At 71.2% G+C, this 17087-nt stretch carries 12 protein-coding genes and 1 pseudogene; 4 read left to right on the top strand and 9 right to left on the bottom strand.

Annotated features, from left to right (window positions below):
* Positions 1-32: 32 nt before the first annotated feature.
* Positions 33-1376: a UDP-glucose dehydrogenase family protein gene (locus AC3EUJ_RS32445; protein WP_431967742.1), complete on the bottom strand. Its 1344-nt coding sequence runs from the start codon at positions 1374-1376 to the stop codon at positions 33-35.
* A 176-nt stretch (positions 1377-1552) separates the two neighbouring features.
* Between AC3EUJ_RS32445 and AC3EUJ_RS32440 the strand changes: the two genes are divergently transcribed.
* Complete coding sequence (locus tag AC3EUJ_RS32440) at positions 1553-2623, top strand: LCP family protein (RefSeq protein ID WP_431967740.1); 1071 nt, start codon at positions 1553-1555, stop codon at positions 2621-2623.
* Positions 2624-2710: 87 nt separating this feature from the next.
* Here AC3EUJ_RS32440 and AC3EUJ_RS32435 read toward each other — a convergent pair whose 3' ends face one another.
* Positions 2711-3940: an LCP family protein gene (locus AC3EUJ_RS32435; protein ID WP_431967738.1), complete on the bottom strand. Its 1230-nt coding sequence runs from the start codon at positions 3938-3940 to the stop codon at positions 2711-2713.
* Positions 3941-4058: 118 nt separating this feature from the next.
* The gene (locus AC3EUJ_RS32430) at positions 4059-4322 is read right to left on the bottom strand and encodes a DUF1876 domain-containing protein (protein ID WP_431967736.1); all 264 of its coding nucleotides are present in this window, start codon (positions 4320-4322) and stop codon (positions 4059-4061) included.
* A gap of 118 nt (positions 4323-4440) precedes the next feature.
* On the opposite strand from AC3EUJ_RS32430, the gene AC3EUJ_RS32425 reads away from it, so the two are divergent.
* Positions 4441-4983, top strand: a complete 543-nt coding sequence (locus tag AC3EUJ_RS32425) for an acyl-CoA thioesterase (protein WP_431967734.1) — start codon at positions 4441-4443, stop codon at positions 4981-4983.
* A 21-nt stretch (positions 4984-5004) separates the two neighbouring features.
* On the opposite strand, the gene AC3EUJ_RS32420 is transcribed toward AC3EUJ_RS32425, so the two are convergent.
* On the bottom strand, positions 5005-6462 hold the full coding sequence (locus AC3EUJ_RS32420) for an LCP family protein (protein ID WP_488180987.1): 1458 nt from the start codon (positions 6460-6462) through the stop codon (positions 5005-5007).
* 86 nt (positions 6463-6548) lie between these two features.
* Here AC3EUJ_RS32420 and AC3EUJ_RS32415 point away from each other — a divergent pair.
* A pseudogene (locus AC3EUJ_RS32415) lies at positions 6549-7589 on the top strand (glycosyltransferase family 2 protein); the annotation flags it as partial.
* Between the two features lie 16 nt (positions 7590-7605).
* Here the strand turns inward: AC3EUJ_RS32415 and AC3EUJ_RS32410 are convergent.
* From AC3EUJ_RS32410 to AC3EUJ_RS32390, 5 genes are all read right to left on the bottom strand, one after another.
* Complete coding sequence (locus tag AC3EUJ_RS32410; RefSeq protein ID WP_431967730.1) at positions 7606-9489, bottom strand: LCP family glycopolymer transferase; 1884 nt, start codon at positions 9487-9489, stop codon at positions 7606-7608.
* 204 nt (positions 9490-9693) lie between these two features.
* Positions 9694-11355, bottom strand: coding sequence for an LCP family protein (locus AC3EUJ_RS32405; protein WP_431967728.1), 1662 nt, complete (start codon positions 11353-11355; stop codon positions 9694-9696).
* Between the two features lie 54 nt (positions 11356-11409).
* Positions 11410-13215, bottom strand: coding sequence for an LCP family protein (locus tag AC3EUJ_RS32400; RefSeq protein ID WP_431967726.1), 1806 nt, complete (start codon positions 13213-13215; stop codon positions 11410-11412).
* 120 nt (positions 13216-13335) lie between these two features.
* Positions 13336-14550, bottom strand: a complete 1215-nt coding sequence (locus AC3EUJ_RS32395) for an LCP family protein (protein WP_431967724.1) — start codon at positions 14548-14550, stop codon at positions 13336-13338.
* Positions 14551-14682: 132 nt separating this feature from the next.
* Positions 14683-15435 carry a TIGR03089 family protein gene (locus AC3EUJ_RS32390; RefSeq protein WP_431967722.1) on the bottom strand — a complete coding sequence of 251 codons (753 nt, stop codon included), beginning with the start codon at positions 15433-15435 and terminating at the stop codon, positions 14683-14685.
* Positions 15436-15550: 115 nt separating this feature from the next.
* On the opposite strand from AC3EUJ_RS32390, the gene AC3EUJ_RS32385 reads away from it, so the two are divergent.
* The gene (locus AC3EUJ_RS32385; protein WP_431967720.1) at positions 15551-17026 is read left to right on the top strand and encodes a peptidoglycan recognition protein family protein; all 1476 of its coding nucleotides are present in this window, start codon (positions 15551-15553) and stop codon (positions 17024-17026) included.
* Positions 17027-17087: the final 61 nt, after the last annotated feature.

The following is a 17087-nucleotide window of genomic DNA, read 5'->3' as shown; positions in this document are numbered from 1 at the left end:
GCACCCCGGCACCCCGGCGGGCCAGGCGTGGGCTAGGCGGTCGGGCGGCCCATGGCGCGGAACGTCCAGCCCGCCTCACGCCACCCCGCCGGCTCCAGCGCGTTCCGCCCGTCGATGATGTGCCGCTGCCCGGCCACCGCCCCCAGCGCCACCGGGTCGAGCTCGCGGAACTCCCGCCACTCCGTCAGGTGCAGCACCACGTCGGCCCCGCGAACCGCCTCCAGCGCGCTCACGGCGTACCCGAGCGTCGGGAAGATCCGCCGGGCGTTGTCCATCGCCTTGGGGTCGTACACGGTGACCTGGCCGCCCTGGAGGTGGATCTGCCCGGCGACGTTGAGCGCGGGGGAGTCCCGCACGTCGTCGGAGTCCGGCTTGAAGGCCGCTCCGAGCACCGCGATCCGCTTGCCGAGGAAGCCGCTGCCGCCGCAGGCCTCGCGGGCGAGCTCGACCATGTGGGCGCGGCGGCGCATGTTGATGGAGTCGACCTCCCGCAGGAACGTCAGCGCCTGGTCCGCGCCGAGCTCGCCGGCCCGGGCCATGAAGGCACGGATGTCCTTGGGCAGGCAGCCGCCGCCGAAGCCGATGCCGGCGCGCAGGAACTTCTTGCCGATCCGCTCGTCGTGACCGATGGCCTCGGCGAGCTTCACCACGTCCCCGCCGGCCGCCTCACTGACCTCGGCCATGGCGTTGATGAAGGAGATCTTGGTGGCGAGGAAGGCGTTGGCCGCCGTCTTGACCAGTTCCGCGGTCGGGAAGTCCGCGACGACGAAGGGCGTGCCCTCGCCGACAGGGGTCGCGTAGACCTCGCGCAGCAGCTTCTCGGCGTGCTCGGAGGCGACGCCGACCACGATCCGGTCCGGGTGCAGGGTGTCCTCGACCGCGAAGCCCTCGCGCAGGAACTCGGGGTTCCATGCCAGCTCCGCCCGGTCGCCGGCGGGGGCGAGCTCGGCCAGGCGGGCCGCCAGCCGGGCGGCGCTGCCGACCGGCACGGTCGACTTGCCGACGACCAGCGTGGGCCGCTCCAGGTGCGGGGCGAGCGACTCGAAGGCGCTGTCGACGTGGCTCATGTCGCAGGCGTACTCGCCGTGCTTCTGCGGCGTGTTGACGCAGACGAAGTGGACGTCGCCGAAGGCGGCCACCTCCTCCCAGGAGGTGGTGAAGCGCAGCCGCCCGCTGGAGCCCGGCAGGCCCGCGACATGGCGGCTCAGCAGCTCCTCCAGGCCCGGCTCGTACATGGGCACGCGGCCCGCCGAGAGGGTCTCGATCTTGGCGGGGTCGATGTCCAGGCCCAGCACCTCGAAGCCCAGCTCGGCCATCGCCGCGGCGTGCGTGGCGCCGAGATAGCCGGTGCCGATCACGGTGAGCTTGAGCGCCATGCGGAGGGTCCCTCCCAGGTCGTGGCCGAATGCGATGTTGAGCATAGCCCTGGGCGGCGAACGTGTTTTCCCGGCGCGGGCACGGAAGCAAGCCCCAGGAATGGCCATGGCACGGTCCCACGGGCCACAATGCCCCCTACGCACGCGTGGGGAGCGGGTGCACACGGTGGGGGTGAATGGTGACGACGTCGGATCCGGTCGGCCACGAGAAGACGGCGGTCGCGGAAACAGAGCGGGAAACGGCACCGGGAAAGGCCACGGAGCCGGCCCGCGGCAGGCGCAGCCGCACCAGGCGGGTGCTGCTGGGCGCACTGGCCCTGCTGGCCGTGGGCGTGCTGGGCGTGGCCGGGACGTTGTGGTGGGCGGTGGACCACTACACCGGCAAGGTGGACCGCATCCCCGACGTGTTCCCGACGAACGTGCCGGAGAGTGAGCAGCCGCAGGCCGCCAAGGGCGGCGAAACGTTCCTCCTGGTCGGCGTGGACGCCCGCTCCGACCTGCCGACCACCGGCCGGGACGCCGAGGCCCCGGAGTGGAAGCGCGGCGCCCAGCGCAGCGACACGATGATGCTGGTGCACCTGCCGGCCGACCACAAGCACGCCTATGTGGTCTCGCTGCCCCGCGACAGCTGGGTCTCGATCCCGGGGAACGGCAAGGCCAAGTTGAACGCCGCCTTCTCCTGGGGCGGCCCGCCGCTGCTGATCGACACCGTGCAGCGGCTCACCGACGTGAAGGTCGACCATCTCGCCGTCATCGACTGGAGCGGCTTCAGGACCCTCACGGACGACATCGGCGGCGTGGACCTGGCCGGGAAGCACATGAACGGCGAGGAGGCCCTGAAGTACGTCCGTGAGCGCTACAACCTGCCGCGCGGCGACCTGGACCGCACCCACCGCCAGCAGGCCTTCCTGCGCGCGGTGATCGCCAAGACGCTGACCAGGGACTCCATGAGCAACCCGATCAAGGCGAAGGAGCTGCTGGACCGCGTCACCAGCGTGGTCAGCGTCGACGACCGGCTCTCCGACGGGGACCTGCGCGACCTGATGTGGAGCATGCGCGGGGTGCGCGCGGGCGACATGGTCTTCATGAACGCCCCGGTGGGCGGTCTCGACATGATCAAGGGCCAGTCGGTGGTGCTGCTCGACGAGAACGGCAGCGATCAGCTGTGGGAGGCCATGCGCAACGACACCATGGCCGACTACGTGGCGAACCACTCCCTCGACCGCCTGGGCTCCTCCACCCCGTAAAGGCCCGCGGGCACCGGCGGGAGGACCGGAGGGGCCGGCCGGGGCGCGGTGCGCGCGCCCGGCCGGCCCCTCGGCCGTCGCAGGAGATCAGGAATCCGGCGTGACCGTGACCTTGTCGTCGTTCTTCAGCTCCGAGACGAGCTGCTTGACCTTCGGCATGTCCCACTTGAGCGCGCTGCCGACGTTGGTGCTGATGGAGCCCGCGGTCGGCATGTTCATCGAGACGCCGTCACCGCCGGAGACGCTCTTCATCGCCCAGAACATCGACGCCAGGTCCCACAGGCTCATGTCCTTGTCGACGATCAGCGTGTCCAGGCCGGCGCCCATCGTCGGATAGAGCTTGAAGGGGTTCAGGACCGTGCTCGGCGTGGCCGTCTGGCTCGCGAGAGCGGCGAGGAACTTCTGCTGGTTCTTGGTGCGGCCCAGGTCTCCCTCGGCCTCCTGGTAGCGCTGCCGGACGAAGGCCAGGGCCTCGTCGCCGCCCAGGGTCTGCTTGCCCTTCTTGATGTGCAGGCCCGAGTTCTTGTCGTCGATGTCGCGGGGGATGTCCAGCTCGACACCCCCGACCGCGTCGACCAGGCTCGCGAAGCCGGCGAAGCCGATCTCCGCGTAGTGGTCGATGCGCAGGCCCGTGTTGTACTCGATCGTGCGCACCAGCAGCGTCGGCCCGTCTATGGAGTAGGACGCGTTGAGCTTGTTCTGGCCGCGCGAGGCGAAGGTCTTGCCGGACTCGGAGCCCTTGAACTCGGGGATCGTGACGTAGGAGTCGCGGGGGAGCGAGATCAGCGAGTTCCCGTTGTCCCCGATGTGCAGGATCATCATCGAGTCGGTGCGCTTGCCGTCGGCCGAGCCGGTGTGCAGCTGCTTCTTCTGCTCGCTGGACAGGCCCTCACGGCTGTCGGAGCCGACGATGAGGTAGTTGGTCCCCTCGCCGGCCTCAGGGCGGTCTATGACCGTGCCGAGGTCCACCTCGCGGCGCACCTTGCCGTCGGCCCAGAAGTACGTGCCGGCCGACCAGGCGGCGACCACGACGACCAGGCCGATCAGGACGCCCTTGACCCGCCGCTTGCGGCTGCCGGGCGGGGAGGTGCGACCGCCGGTCGACGGGGGGCCGTACGAGCCGCCGCCGTAGCCGTCGTGGCCGCCGCCGGGCCCTCCGTGACCGGGACCGCCGCTTCCGTACGCCTGCTGGCGCGGCACGCTGCCGGGAGCCGCCGCCGCACGGCGCGGGGACAGCTCGGGCGGCAGCGGCGGCTCGGAGACCTGCTGCTGCCGCTGGTTCCTGTTGTCGGACCAACCGTCGGGCCATGCGTTCATGTACGGCAGTGTGCCCTGCCGCCCTGCCCCGCGGTGCCTCCGTGGCGCTTCTGAAGCAGAGCTGATGCAAAGGTCACAGGACCGCTGCCATGCCGTGACCCATTGTGCCCACGCGCTCTCAGCCGGTGAGATGCGTTGGGGTGTTGGTGTGCGTCTCGATCATTCCGGCGGCCTGTTCCAGCAGTTCGTGCGCCAGGTTGGAGCAGGCCCGGGAGGCCGCCACGTCCTCCCCGATGCGCATGTCCGGCTCGTCGTGCGGATTGCGCCGCGAATAACCATGACCCACCACGCCCGGGGCGCCGTCCCCGGTGAGCGAGGCGGTGCAGGCCGTGCGGTTGCCGTCCTCCTCCAGGGACAGCTTGATCGTCCACGTCTTCTCCATGGCGGATCACCTCTTGGGCATCGGGACGTCGGTCCCCCTTCCAGCATCCGCCCGGCCCACCCGGGGGGCAAGGTGTGCCCGGCGGGGAGCACGGCACGGCGGTGCTTAGGGTGGAGCCATGTTCGAGGAGCCACCCCCGCACCCTGTCCCGTCCAAGCCCACGTCCGCCTCGCGGATCACGCTGGCGCACATCATGACCCACCACGACACGAACCTGCTGGGCACCGTGCACGGCGGCGTGGTCATGAAGCTCGTCGACGACGCGGCGGGGGCCGTCGCCGGACGGCACTCCGAGGGTCCCGCGGTGACCGGCGCCATGGACGAGATGGCCTTCCTGGAACCGGTGCGGGTCGGCGACCTGCTCAAGGTGCAGGCCCAGGTCAACTGGACCGGGCGCAGCTCCATGGAGGTCGGCGTGCGCGTGCTCGCCGAGCGCTGGAACGAGTCCGGTCCGGCGACCCAGGTGGCCAGCGCCTACCTGGTCTTCGTGGCCGTGGACGCCGAGGGCATGCCACGCGCGGTGCCCCGGATCGAGCCCGAGACCGAACGGGACCGGCGCCGTCTGCAGGAGGCCCAGATCCGCCGCACGCACCGGCTGGCCCGCCGCCGGGCGATCATGGAGCTGCGCGAGAAGCGCGCCGCCGAGGGCTTCGACGACTGACGGCGCCGGCCGGCCCGGCCCTCAGCCGCACAGGATGCGGTCCCCACGCATCGGCGGGAGCTCCACCGGCGGGGGCGCGGGCGGGTCCGGCTCGCCGGCCCGCACCGGGGTCACGCCGTCGTAGTCCGCCCCCACGGTGATCCGCAGCGTCGGCCCCAGCCCGGACACCGGGCGCAGCTCCGCGTACGGCAGGGCCGTCCCCAGGGCCTTGGCGGAGCGGTCCCAGCCCGGGTCGTAGTGGATGACCGTGTACTCCGCGTCGTGCCGGACGGTGTTGCCGGGTGTACCGGTGGTGCGGAAGCCCAGGCGGCGCAGTTCCTTGTCCACCCGCGCCCCCAGCCCGTTGACCGTCGTCCCGTTGTTGACCTGGACGCGGATCGACTTGGGCGGCACGTCGACCTGTTCCGGCTCGGGCGCCGAGGGGCTGGGCGTGACCGGGGGCCCGCCGTCGGGGCCGGTGAGCGGGCGGTCCTCGCGGAGCGCGTCGAAGAGCCGCTTCGCGCCCTTGACGTCCCAGCGCAGGGTCGTCCCCACCCCCTGCACCCGGAACGGCGTGGCGTCCACCGGCACCGTGGCGAACTCCGTCGAGCGGGCCCCGAAGCCGCCCCGCAGTCCGGTGGCGAGCGCGATCAGGTCGTCCGGCTTGGTCTGCCGGTCCGCGCGCACCGAGCCCAGCGCCGCCCGGGCCACCTGGTCGAGCTTGACGGGGTTCTGCAGCAGCCCGATGTCGGTGACCCGGCGGACCAGGGCGGACAGGAACAGCTGCTGGTTCTGCATCCGCGGGAGGTCAGGGCCGCCGGGCTGGTGGCCGGAGCGCACGTAGCGCAGCGCCGTGGCGCCGTCCGCGCGGACCGTGCCGGCGGGCAGCTCGAGACCGGTCACGGCGTCCCGCAGCGGGCGGGCGAAGCAGAGGTCGACGCCGCCGATCTTGTCGACGGTCTTCATGAAGGAGCCGAAATCGAACTCGGCGTAGTGGTCGACCTTGAGCCCGGTCATCTTCTCCACCGTGCTGACGGCGAGCGCGGGGCCGCCCACCCCCCAGGCCCACTTCAGCTTGCCGGGGCGGGGCAGCTCCGCGTACGAGTCCCGCGGCAGGGCGACGACGCTGACCCGCCGGCCGTCCCTCGACAGGTGCGCCAGCATCATCGTGTCGGTGCAGTCGCACGGTTCCCCGCCCAGGCGCAGCCCGGTGCGCTGTGCCGCGGTGAGCCCGCGGCGCACGTCCGTGCCGACCAGCAGGAAGTTGGTGCCCTTGGTGGAGGTGGGCCGGTTCTTCATCCCGGCGAAGGCGTCCACCCGCTCCAGGCGGTCGTCCATGTGCCCCAGGACGGCGTGCCCGATCCCGCTGGTGGTCAGGATGCCCAGCGAGACGGCGCCGAGGACGCGCATCCCACGGCGCATCCCACGGCGCATCTGCGGCCGCTTCCGGACCCGGCGGGCGGCTGCGACGGGTTGCTGACGGCGACGAGCGACGGTCATGGAGTCACGCTAAGGAGTCATACCGTCGTACGGGATGAGCCCCGCCCGGCCGCACGCGCTCGTATCATCCGTTCGCGGTAACGTGTGCGGCTGTGAACGCTGCGACCCCCCACGTGCTGCCCGCCGTCTCCGTGATCATGCCGGTGCTCGACGAGGAGCGGCACCTGCGCAACTCCGTCCGCCACATCCTCGAGCAGGACTACGCGGGCGAGCTCGAGGTCGTCATCGCCCTCGGCCCCTCCACGGACCGCACGGACGAGATCGCGGCGGAGCTGGTGCGCGAGGACCCCCGGGTCCACACGGTGCCCAATCCCACCGGCCGTACCCCCGCCGCCCTGAACGCCGCCATCAAGGCCTCCCGGCACCCGGTCGTGGTGCGGGTCGACGGCCACGGCATGCTCTCGCCCGACTACATCAAGACCGCGGTGCGGCTGCTGGAGGAGACCGGCGCCGCCAACGTCGGCGGCATCATGCACGCCGAGGGCGAGAACGACTGGGAGCGCGCCGTCGCCGCCGCCATGACCTCGAAGATCGGCGTCGGCAACGCGGCCTTCCACACCGGCGGCGCCGCCGCCCCCGCCGACACCGTCTACCTCGGGGTCTTCCGCCGTGAGGTGCTGGAGCAGCAGGGCGGCTACAACGAGGAGTTCATCCGCGCCCAGGACTGGGAGCTGAACTACCGCATCCGCGAGGCCGGCGGCCTGATCTGGTTCTCGCCCGAGCTGCGCGTCTCCTACCGCCCGCGGCCCAGCGTGCGGGCGCTGGCCAAGCAGTACAAGGACTACGGGCGCTGGCGCCGCGTCGTCACCCGGTACCACCAGGGCTCGGTCAACCTGCGCTACCTGGCCGCCCCGGCCGCCGTCGTGGCCATCGCGGCGGGTGCGGTGGTGGGCGCCGCGGTCACCCCGCTCGGTTTCGTCGTCCCCGGCGGCTACCTCGCGGCCATCGCACTGGGCTCGCTCCCGGCCGGCAAGGGCCTGTCCGCCGGCGCGCGGCTGCGGATCCCGGTGGCGCTCGCCACGATGCACATGTCGTGGGGCTTCGGGTTCCTGACCAGCCCGCGCTCGCTCGCCCGGCGGGTGATCGCCAGCCGCCGCCCGGCGGTGCGGGCGGCGGCGGACGCGTGACGCGCGGGATGGACCTCTACCAGCGGTTGTAGCGGTTCACCTTCATGCAGGCCGAGTCGTCAGAGGCGTTCAGCGCGCTCGCGCTGTCCAGTACCTCCTTGGTGTCGGTCGCCGCCGGGTAGGTCGTCCCGGTCGTCCAGTCGGCTCCGATCACCAGCGTGATGCCCTCGGCGGAGGAGGACTTCTTCACCACGCCGGCGGGCAGCTTCAGCGCCTTCGCGACGGCCAGGGCGTTCGCCTTGTCGTCGTCGCCCGGGTAGGTGATCGTGCTGCCGGACTGCGACTGCGGCGTGGAGTCGGACTCGGCCTGGGTGAAGCCCAGCGCCTTCAGCTTCTGCGTGACCGTGCTCGCCCGGCGGGGGACCGCGGGCGTCGAGGCGCTGCCGGTGCCGTTCTGGACCGTCACCGCGATCTCGCCCTCGGGCGAGGCCTTCGCGGTGGTGGTGGTGGACTTGTCGGCCTTCTCCTTCTTGGAGGCCTTGCCGTCCACGGCCTGGTCGTTGCGGAGCAGCGTGAACAGCTTGGACGCCGCCGAGGTCGGCACGACGTGCGCGACCGGGTTCTGCGGGTCGGCGCCCCAGGGCATCGTCGTCATGGTGATGCGGTCGGTGGGTACGCGCTTGAGGTCGTTGCCCAGGTCGTAGAGCTTCTTGACCGTACCGAGGCCGGTGTCGACGGTCAGCGCCTTGGTGGCGGCCTCCGCCAGACCGGTCAGCGCGCCGGGGTCGGTGAGCTTCGTGCCCGACTTCAGCTGGCGCACCATCGCGTTCATGTACATGTGCTGGGCGTGCGTACGGCCGATGTCGCTGCCGTCCTCGAAGCCGTGCCGGGTGCGCAGCCACTGCAGGGCCTGCTTGCCCTTGATGACGTGGTCGCCCTTGGTGAGCTTCAGCCCGGACTTGCTGTCGTAGACGTTGTCCTTGACGCATACCGGGACGCCACCGACCGCGTCGGCCATGGAGACCACGCCGGCGAAGTCGATCATCATGAAGTGGTCGATGGATATGTCGGTCAGCTTCTCCCAGGTGGCCACGGTGCAGCCGGGACCGCCGTGCTGGAGGCTCGTGTTGATCGTGTCCGTCGTGGACTCGGGGTAGACGTGTCCGTCGTCCGGGTCGGTGCACTTGGGGATGGTGACCCGGGTGTCGCGCGGGATGCTGACCACGGTCATGTTGCTGCGGTCCGCGGAGACGTGCAGCAGCATCTGGACGTCGGCGAGCGGCTTGCGGTCCGCGTCGCCCTTGGCGCCGCCGAGCTTCTGGTTCTCCTTGGAGGCCCGGCTGTCGGAGCCGAGGAGGAGGATGTTCAGCGGGGTCTGGCCCGCCGCGTTCGCCTTGCTCTTGGTGGCCTTGCTGTCGCCGAGGTTCAGCGCGTCCTTCTTGATGTTCGCGTTGAGGTGCTGGTAGTACGCGTAGGCGGCGCCGGCCGTGCCGAGTATCGCCACCGACGTGACGATCGCCACCCAGCGCAGGGCGCGTCTCTTGCCCTTCTTGCGACGGCGGTTGCCGCGGCGGCCGCTGCCGTCGTGGGCGTCGTCGCCACCGTCGCCCCGCGTCGCGGTCAGGGTGCCGCTCGACCCCGCGTCGTCCTTGTGGTCGCCGTAATCGCCGTAGTCCGCCCTGTGGCCGTCGTCGCCGTGGCCGCCGGTGTCGTAGCCCGTGGCGTCGTGGCCCGCCGGCTGGTAGGGCGCGTACGGCTCCTGCGGCCGGTAGCCGCCCCACTGCGGGTCCTGGGGCGGGTAGCCGCCGCGCTGCGGCTGCCGGGGGACCGTCGGGTGGGGTGCGGGTTGCTGCGGGACGTACGGCTGTCCGTGACCGTTCCCGTACGGAGAGTCGTCCCATCCGGGCTCGTGGGGATCGTAGGGGGCGTTCCGCCCTCCGGGGATGCTGCCGTGGCGCATGTGGGCCCTCCCATGACGCGCTGGTCACTACGGTCACCGGTTGCGCTGCAGCGCGCGGATCGTGGGTGATCTCAGCTGTGCGACTGTCAAGGTCCTGTGGAACCGGAACAGCCCTGCTCGCGGATGGTTGGAGGTCACGATACATAAACCGCGACAGAGCCAAGGCATTCGATCCCTATCGCCTGTGCAAAGCGATCGTGCGCATTACCCCAAACCGGGATCCCAGCGATATGGCCTGTACACGTCCATGCAGGCTGAATCATTCGCTCCGTTCAGGGCCCCGGCGCTCGTGGGCAGCGCTCCGTCGTCGTCGGCGGCACCGTGGAAGACCGTCCCGTCCCGCCAGTCCGCGCCCACGACGAGTGTGACGGAGGCGACATGTGAGGATTCCTTCACAACACTGCCGGGGAGCTTGAACACCTTCGCCACGGCGAGCGCGTCCGAGCGGCCCTGTGCGCCCTCGGCGGCCGGGTAGTCGATCACGGTGGCCGTCGACGGCTGCGGCGCGGCGACCGCCGCCGCCTGCCCGAAGCCGGCCTGCTTCAGCACTCCGGCCAGGGCGTTCGCCCTGCCGTTCACGGGAGTGCCGGTGACGTCGCCCGCGGTGCCGTTGACGACCGCGACCGGGATGTCCGCCGCGGGCCGGGCCGCAGGCCCCGTCTGCGCGGGCTTCTTCGCCTTCTTCTTCCCCTTGTCGTCGAAGGGGACGTCGTGGACGAGCCGTGACCACACCTTGGGGGCGGCCACCGGGTCCGGCATGTAGTGCTGGTCGTTCTCGGTGTCGGTGACCGGCGGCATGGTCAGCGTCGTGATCCGGTTCGACGGGACGCTCTTGAGCTGCATGCCGAGGTCGAAGAGCTTCTTCGGGGTGCCGATCTCCTCCGACACCTGCAGCGCCTTGGTGGCGGCCTCGGCGAGGTCGCGCAGCCGCCCGCCGTCGGTGAAGACGTTCTGCGAGCGCAGTTCGCGCACCATCGAGTTCATGTACATGTGCTGCGCCTTGGCGCGCCCGAGGTCGCTCTCGAAGGCGTGCCGGGTGCGCAGCCACTGCAGCGCCGTCTTCCCGGTTATCCTCTGGCTGCCGGCCTCCAGCTTCAGCCCGGAGCCGCCCGGCTGCTGCGGGGTCGGGTGGTCCCACACGGGCTGCTTCACGCAGACCTCGACGCCGCCGACCGCGTCGGCCATCTTCACCACACCCGCGAAGTCGATCACCATCCAGTGGTCGATGTAGACCTTGGTGAGGTTCTGCACGGTGGCGAGCGTGCAGCCGGGACCGCCGCGCGCCAGGCTCTCGTTGATGATCGCGTGCGTGGTGGCGGCGAACGTCTTGCCCGTCTCCGGATCGGTGCACTGCGGGATCGGCACCCGGGTGTCGCGCGGGATGCTCACCACGGACATGTTGCTGCGGTCGGCGGAGACGTGCAGCAGCATGATCACGTCTGCCCGGGGTGCCTCGCCTTTGGTGTACTTGGCGCCGCCGAGCTTGAGGTTCTCCGCGGAGTTACGGCCGTCGGCGCCCAGCAGCAGGATGTTCAGCGCGTTCGTCGGCGCCTTCGCCACGTCGCTGTCACCGCTGTTCCGCTTTCCCTTGCGGATGTTGTGGCTGAGGTGCTCGTAGTACGCGTAGGCGGCCCCCGCCGTCCCGAGTGTCAGCAGCGCGAGGGTGACCGCGATCCATCGGACGACCCGGCGTCTGCGCCGCCGATGTGGCGGCGTTCGTCCGTCCGGCTGCCCGTCGCCGCCGTGCCCCGGGTCCGTGTGCGGGCCCCGCGGCGCGTCCTTGCCCCGCTGCGCCGCCCCGTTCCGCGGGTGGTCGTCGTAGAGGCTGTCGTCCCAGCCGAGATCGCGCACACGACTGTCCGTCATAATCCGGTCCCCACCCCTGATACCCCTGTCGGCCTCGGTGCCCTTGGCGGGCGGCTACTTGGCGCACACGCTCTTGTCGTCCGCCTCGACCTTCTGGATGCCCTCGGGCGCCTTCGTCGGTGCGGCGATCGGCGTACCCGCCTGCGTGAAGTCCTTGCCGAGGGTGAGCGTCATGTTGGCGCGCGGCGCGGCGTCCTCGGTGCCCTGCTTGAGCGCGGAGGCCGGCAGCCCCATCATCTGGGCCAGCCGCCGTGCCTGGTCGGCCTGGTTGGGCGCGTACTCCAGCGTCGTCTTCCTCACCTCGGCAGGCGCGTTGCCGCCGTTGGTGGAGCGGCTGACACCCTCGTCGTTCTGCAGCCAGTTGACGGTGTCCTGGGCGGCTCCGAAGATCCCGCTGCCGTTCAGCACCTCGACCCGGACGTCGATCGGGTCGGCCTTGGGGCCCTTGAGCTTGGCCGCCTCCGACGCCTTCTGCTTCTTCTTCACCTCGGTGAGCGAGATGTCGTTCTTCACCATCGTGAACAGCTGCGGCGCCTTGGTCTCGTCCAGCACCACCGTGGTGTGCACCTTCTCGGCGGGGTTGTCTATCACCGGCACCGTCGCGAAGGTGATGTTCTTGGTGTTGACCCGGCTCAGGTCCTTGGCGAGCTCGCTCAGTTTGGTCACGCTGCCGATGCCGGTGTCGACGGTGAGCGCCTTCGTCGCCGTGTTCGCCAGCTTGAGCAGCTTGGTCGGACTGGTCAGCGTGTCGCCCGACTTCATCTTGCGCACCATCGAGCTGAGGAACTGCTGCTGCAGTTCGATGCGGCTCAGGTCGCCGCCAAAGCCGACGCTGTGCCGGGTGCGGACGAAGGCCAGCGCCTGCTCACCCGCGACGGTGTGCCGTCCCTTGGCCAGCTTGAGGTGCGAGCCCGGGTCGTCGATGTCCTTGGCCAGGCACACCTCGACGCCGCCGACCGCCGTCGACAGGTCCTTCACCGCGTCGAAGTTGGCCATCATGAAGTGGTCCGGGGTGACACCGGTCAGCGCCTTGACGGTGCGCATCGTGCAGCCCGGGTCCCGGCCGTACTGGCCCAGACTGGTGTTGAAGCGGACGCCGCGCTCACCCGGGATGATCTTCGTGGAGCCGTCGCGCTGCTTCGTCGGGCAGTCCGGGATGTCGGTGATGATGTCGCGGGGGATGCTCAGCGCCGTCGCGTTGGAGCGGTCCTTGGAGACGTGGAAGAGGATTGTGGTGTCGGCGTGGCCGACGTTGGCCGCGTCGCCGTACTTGCCCTTCAGGCCCTGCCGGCTGTCGGTGCCGATGACGAGGATGTTGACCGGCCCGGTGGACGTGGCGTTCTTGGAGCCGATGCCCGGGTCGATCGCGTTGATGTTGCCGTTGAGCTGCTGGTACAGCGCGTAGACGCCCACGCACGCCGCGATGACGATGACACCGAGCGTGCCGGCGGTCCAGATCAGGGCCCGCTTCTTGGCCGACTTCCGGGGCCTGGGGCGGCGCCGGCTGGTGCGCGCGGCCGCCCGGCCGCCGCCCTCGCTCCTGGTGCCGCCGGCGGCCCGGCTGCCGCCCGCCGCCCGGCCGTTGCCCACCGCCCTGCCCGCGCCCGCGGCCCGGCCGTCACCGTCGGAGCGGCCGCCCGTCGTGTCGCGGCCCTCGCCCGCGGCGCCGGAACGGCCCTGCCGAGCGCGGCTGCCGCCCTGCGGCAGGACGCGCTGTGCCCGCCGGCCCGCCCCCTGCGCCGGGACGCCGCGCTCAGGCTGCTGCGGGGGATCGAGCCGCAACTGGTAGCTGCCCGTCTCGGGATCGAAAACCCACTGATCCGCCGGGTCGACCTGCTGCCTACGGCCTTGCGTGTCCACGGTCGATCGAGTCCTCCGTCTCGGCCGCTGCAACAGGCCGGATCGCTCACACTAACCCCACAGTTCAGCGTCTACGCCCGCCGGTGACAAATTCCGCTCTCCTACACCTGGACAAACTGTTCAATCCCCGCTGCCGCACACATCGCGGTCTGCGGTGGTGCCGCGGTACGAGGGGGAGGCGCTCGCCGAACCCGACGGCGTAGGAGATGCCGGAGAGGCGGTGGAGGTTCCGCCCTTCGCCGGGTGGACGGTACCGGTGGCGGTGCCCTCGTCCCCGTCGACGGTCACCTGCCCGTCCTCGCGCAGGGTCGTGAACAGTTCGCCCGCGGCGGGCTGCACCAGTTCGTCGCGGTTGGGGTCAGCGGTGTACGGACGTCGTGGCACGGTGAGGAAACGCACCTGGTCCGTGGGCGTCTTGCGCAGGCTCTGCGCCAGTTCGTACAGCTCGGCCAGCGAGTCCAGACCCTCGTCCGCGGTGAGCGAGGAGGTCGCGGCGTCCAGCAGCGGGTAGAGCTTGGCGGGGTTGAGCAACACGCCCGTGGTGTCGACCTTCTGGACCAGGGAGGCCAGGAACTGCTGCTGACGGTCCATGCGCTGGGTGTCGCTGCCGTCGCCGATGCCCTTGCGGGCCCGGACATAGCCGAGGGCCTGCTCGCCGCGCAGCACCTGGCGGCCGGCGTCCAGGTCCAGGTGCGCGTCCTGGTCGTGCACGGGGTGCGGGACGCAGACCTCGACACCGCCTACCGCGTCGACCATCTTCTTGAAGCCGTTGAAGTCCACCACGAGGTGGTGGTCGACGCGGATGCCGGTCAGCTTCTCCACCGTGCGGATCGTGCAGGCGGCGCCGCCGAACTCGAACGCCCAGTTGAACTGGGCGAACTGGGGGCTGGACATGCTGCCGTCGGAACGCCGGCACGCGGGGATGCCGACCATGAGGTCGCGCGGCAGGCTCATCGCCGTCGCGCTCTTCCGGTCGGCCGCCAGGTGCAGCAGTATCGCGGTGTCCGAGCGCTGGGTGCCGGTGTCCTGGCCGTACTTGCCGTTGCCGTTGCCGCGGTTGTCCGAGCCCAGGAGCAGGATGTTCTCGGCGGTGGTCGCCTCGGGCAGTACCTTGGGCCGCTCGGACTTCACCCGCATCAGCTCGTGGGCGGTGTCCGTGTCCGTGTGGATGTTCCCGTCGAGCTGCTTGTACAGGTACCAGGAGACCCCTGCCCCCGCCAGCAGCACCAGGGAGACGGCGACGGCGAGGACGCGCACCCAGGTGCGGCGGCGCTTCCTCGGTGCGGCGGCGGGAGGGGCGCCCTCGGCTTCCGGTGAATCGGCTGGCGTGGTCACGTCCGGGCCCGTCCTTACAGGTGCTGCTGATGATCAGGTCACCTATAGAGACCGTCCAAACCCGTCGTCGGTTGTGCGGAGTTGTTCAGTTCCGTCCGAGGCGTCGCTGGACGGGGGGGGCCGTGCCCATGGCTACGCCGTGTGGGTCACCCGCTCGCTCTCCCGGCGTTTGTCCAGGTCGGCGGGGGGCAACCGGTCCAGGTTGCGGCAGAGCACCACGGAGGCGTCCGCCGCCAGAGGCGCCAGCAGCCCGGCGGCCAGCCCGTCCCAGTCGTCGTACGACCGCCCCGACAGCAGTCGCGCCCCGGCCGTCAGCCCCAGGGCCGCGGCGGACGCACGGGCCCGCTCGACCACCTGCGCGCCGGTCAGCTCCTCCCCGCCCGGCAGCTCCAGCGCGGCCGTGTTCGCGTCCACCGGCGCGTACGGGGCGAAGCGGTCGCCCTGTGAGGGCACCTCGACCGCGTAGTCGAGGAAACCCTGCGGAGGCTGCGGGAAGCGGCCGCCCAGCGGACGCAGCGCCAGCGCGACCCGTTCGCCGGAGCAGGCGCGGGCCTCCTCCAGGGTGTCCGGGCCGGAGACCACGAGGTCGGCGCCGCCCGGGTCGCCACCGGGCACCACGACCACGCCGGTGGAGAAGCAGGCGAGCACCCATACCGCGGTCTGCCAGTGAGCCGGCAGCAGCAGTGCCGCGCGGTCACCCGGCTGGGCGCCCAGTTCGTCCTGGATGAGGTTGGCGGTCTTGGCCACCCAGTTGCCGAAGGTGGCCACCGACAGTTCGACGCGTTCGCCTGTGGCGTCGTCGTAGAAGGTGACCAGGGGCCGGGCGGGGTCCACCGCGAGCGCGGAACGCAGCAGGTCGGCGGGTGTACGGGCAGTCGATGTCACACGGCCAGGCTACGTCAGGCGGCGGCGGCGCGCGTGCCGCTGATGCACCGGCAGAAAGGGACAGTTCGTCAGATCCCGGCTGCGGGTTCTGTGCCCTTATGTAACTGTTCTTCCCATGCGTGCACTTCTTGCGACCTCGCTCCCCGCGGCGTGCATGGCTGCCCTCGCCCTGCCGCTCGCCTTCCCCTCCGGCGCCACCGCCACCATCCACGCGCCGGCGCGGGCGGCCGCCCCCGAGACGCCCCCCGGTGCCACCCACACCCTGCCGCTGGCCCCGCTCGCCACCTCCGGCCGTGCCATCGGCGCCCCGCTCTCCCAGGGGCTGCCCGCCCGCGCCGTGCGGCCCTTCTCCCTGATCGGCATCACCTGGGACGACGTCGGCACCGACCTGCGGGGCACCGTCCAGGTCCGGACCCGCGCCGTCGGCACCGGCACCTGGTCCGGCTGGCGCACCGTCGAGGCGCACAACGACGACGCTCCCGACGCCGGCTCGTCCGAGGGCTCGGCCTCCGCGGCGCGCGGCGCCACCGCCCCGCTGTGGGTCGGCCGTTCCGACGGGGTCGAGGTGCGGGTCGTCCCCGAGTCACCCACCGGCAGGCGCGGCGTGCGGCCCGGTCTGCCCAAGGGGCTGCGGCTGGAGATGGTCGACCCCGGGGACGAACCGGGTGACGGGCCCGGCGACGGACTCGGTGACGACCCGGGCGGCAGCCTCCTCGACCCCGACGCCGCGCTGGACCCCGACCCCACCGGTGCCGGTTCCGTTCCCGGGGACCCCTTCGCCGCCGTCGGCCCCCCCGACAGCGGAGACCCCTTCGACGGCGTCGGCCCCAGCGAGGGGGGCTACCCGCTCGGCGGCCGCCAGCAGCAGGACGGCACCACGACCGACACCGCCGCGGATCCGAGCGACACCTCGGGCACCCCGGTCGAGTCCCCCTTCGTCCCCGCGCTCAGCCGGTCCCAGACCGAGGCCCTCACCGGGCAGCGCTTCACCGGCGCGCGCCCCCGCATCATCACCCGGTTCGGCTGGGGTGCCGACGAGCGACTGCGCGACGAGGAGTCGGAGTTCACCGACGCCATCAGCGCGATCTTCGTCCACCACACCGCCACCGGCAACGACTACGAGTGCTCCGACTCCCCCTCGGTCATCCGCGGTATCTACCGCTACCACGTCAAGAGCAGCGGCTGGCGCGACATCGGCTACAACTTCCTCGTCGACAAGTGCGGAAACATCTACGAGGGCCGCAGCGGCGGCGTCTCCAAGGCCGTCTTCGGCGCGCACACCCTCGGCTTCAACGAGCACACCATGGGCATCGCCGTGCTCGGCGACTACTCCCAGGACAAGCCCAGCCGCGACGCCCTGTCGGCCGTCGCCCGGCTCGCCGCGTGGAAACTCGGAATTTACGGCCGGAACCCGGAGGGCATGACACATCTGGTGTCCGGAGGGAGCAACAAGTACCCGAAAGGCACACGCGTTCGCATGAATGTCATCTCGGGCCACCGGGACGGATTCAACACACAGTGCCCAGGGACGGAGTTGTACCACGATCTCGGCATCATCCGCCGCACCGCGGCGCGGCTTCAGGGCCGCTGATCGCACCCTGCATAGGATTGGCCGCTCATTCGTTCGGCCCGCCAGGAAGCGGAGACAAACA

Source organism: Actinacidiphila sp. bgisy160 (assembly GCF_057707815.1).
Note: the sequence above shows the minus strand (reverse complement) of the source record. Positions and strands in the feature narration are given on the sequence as shown.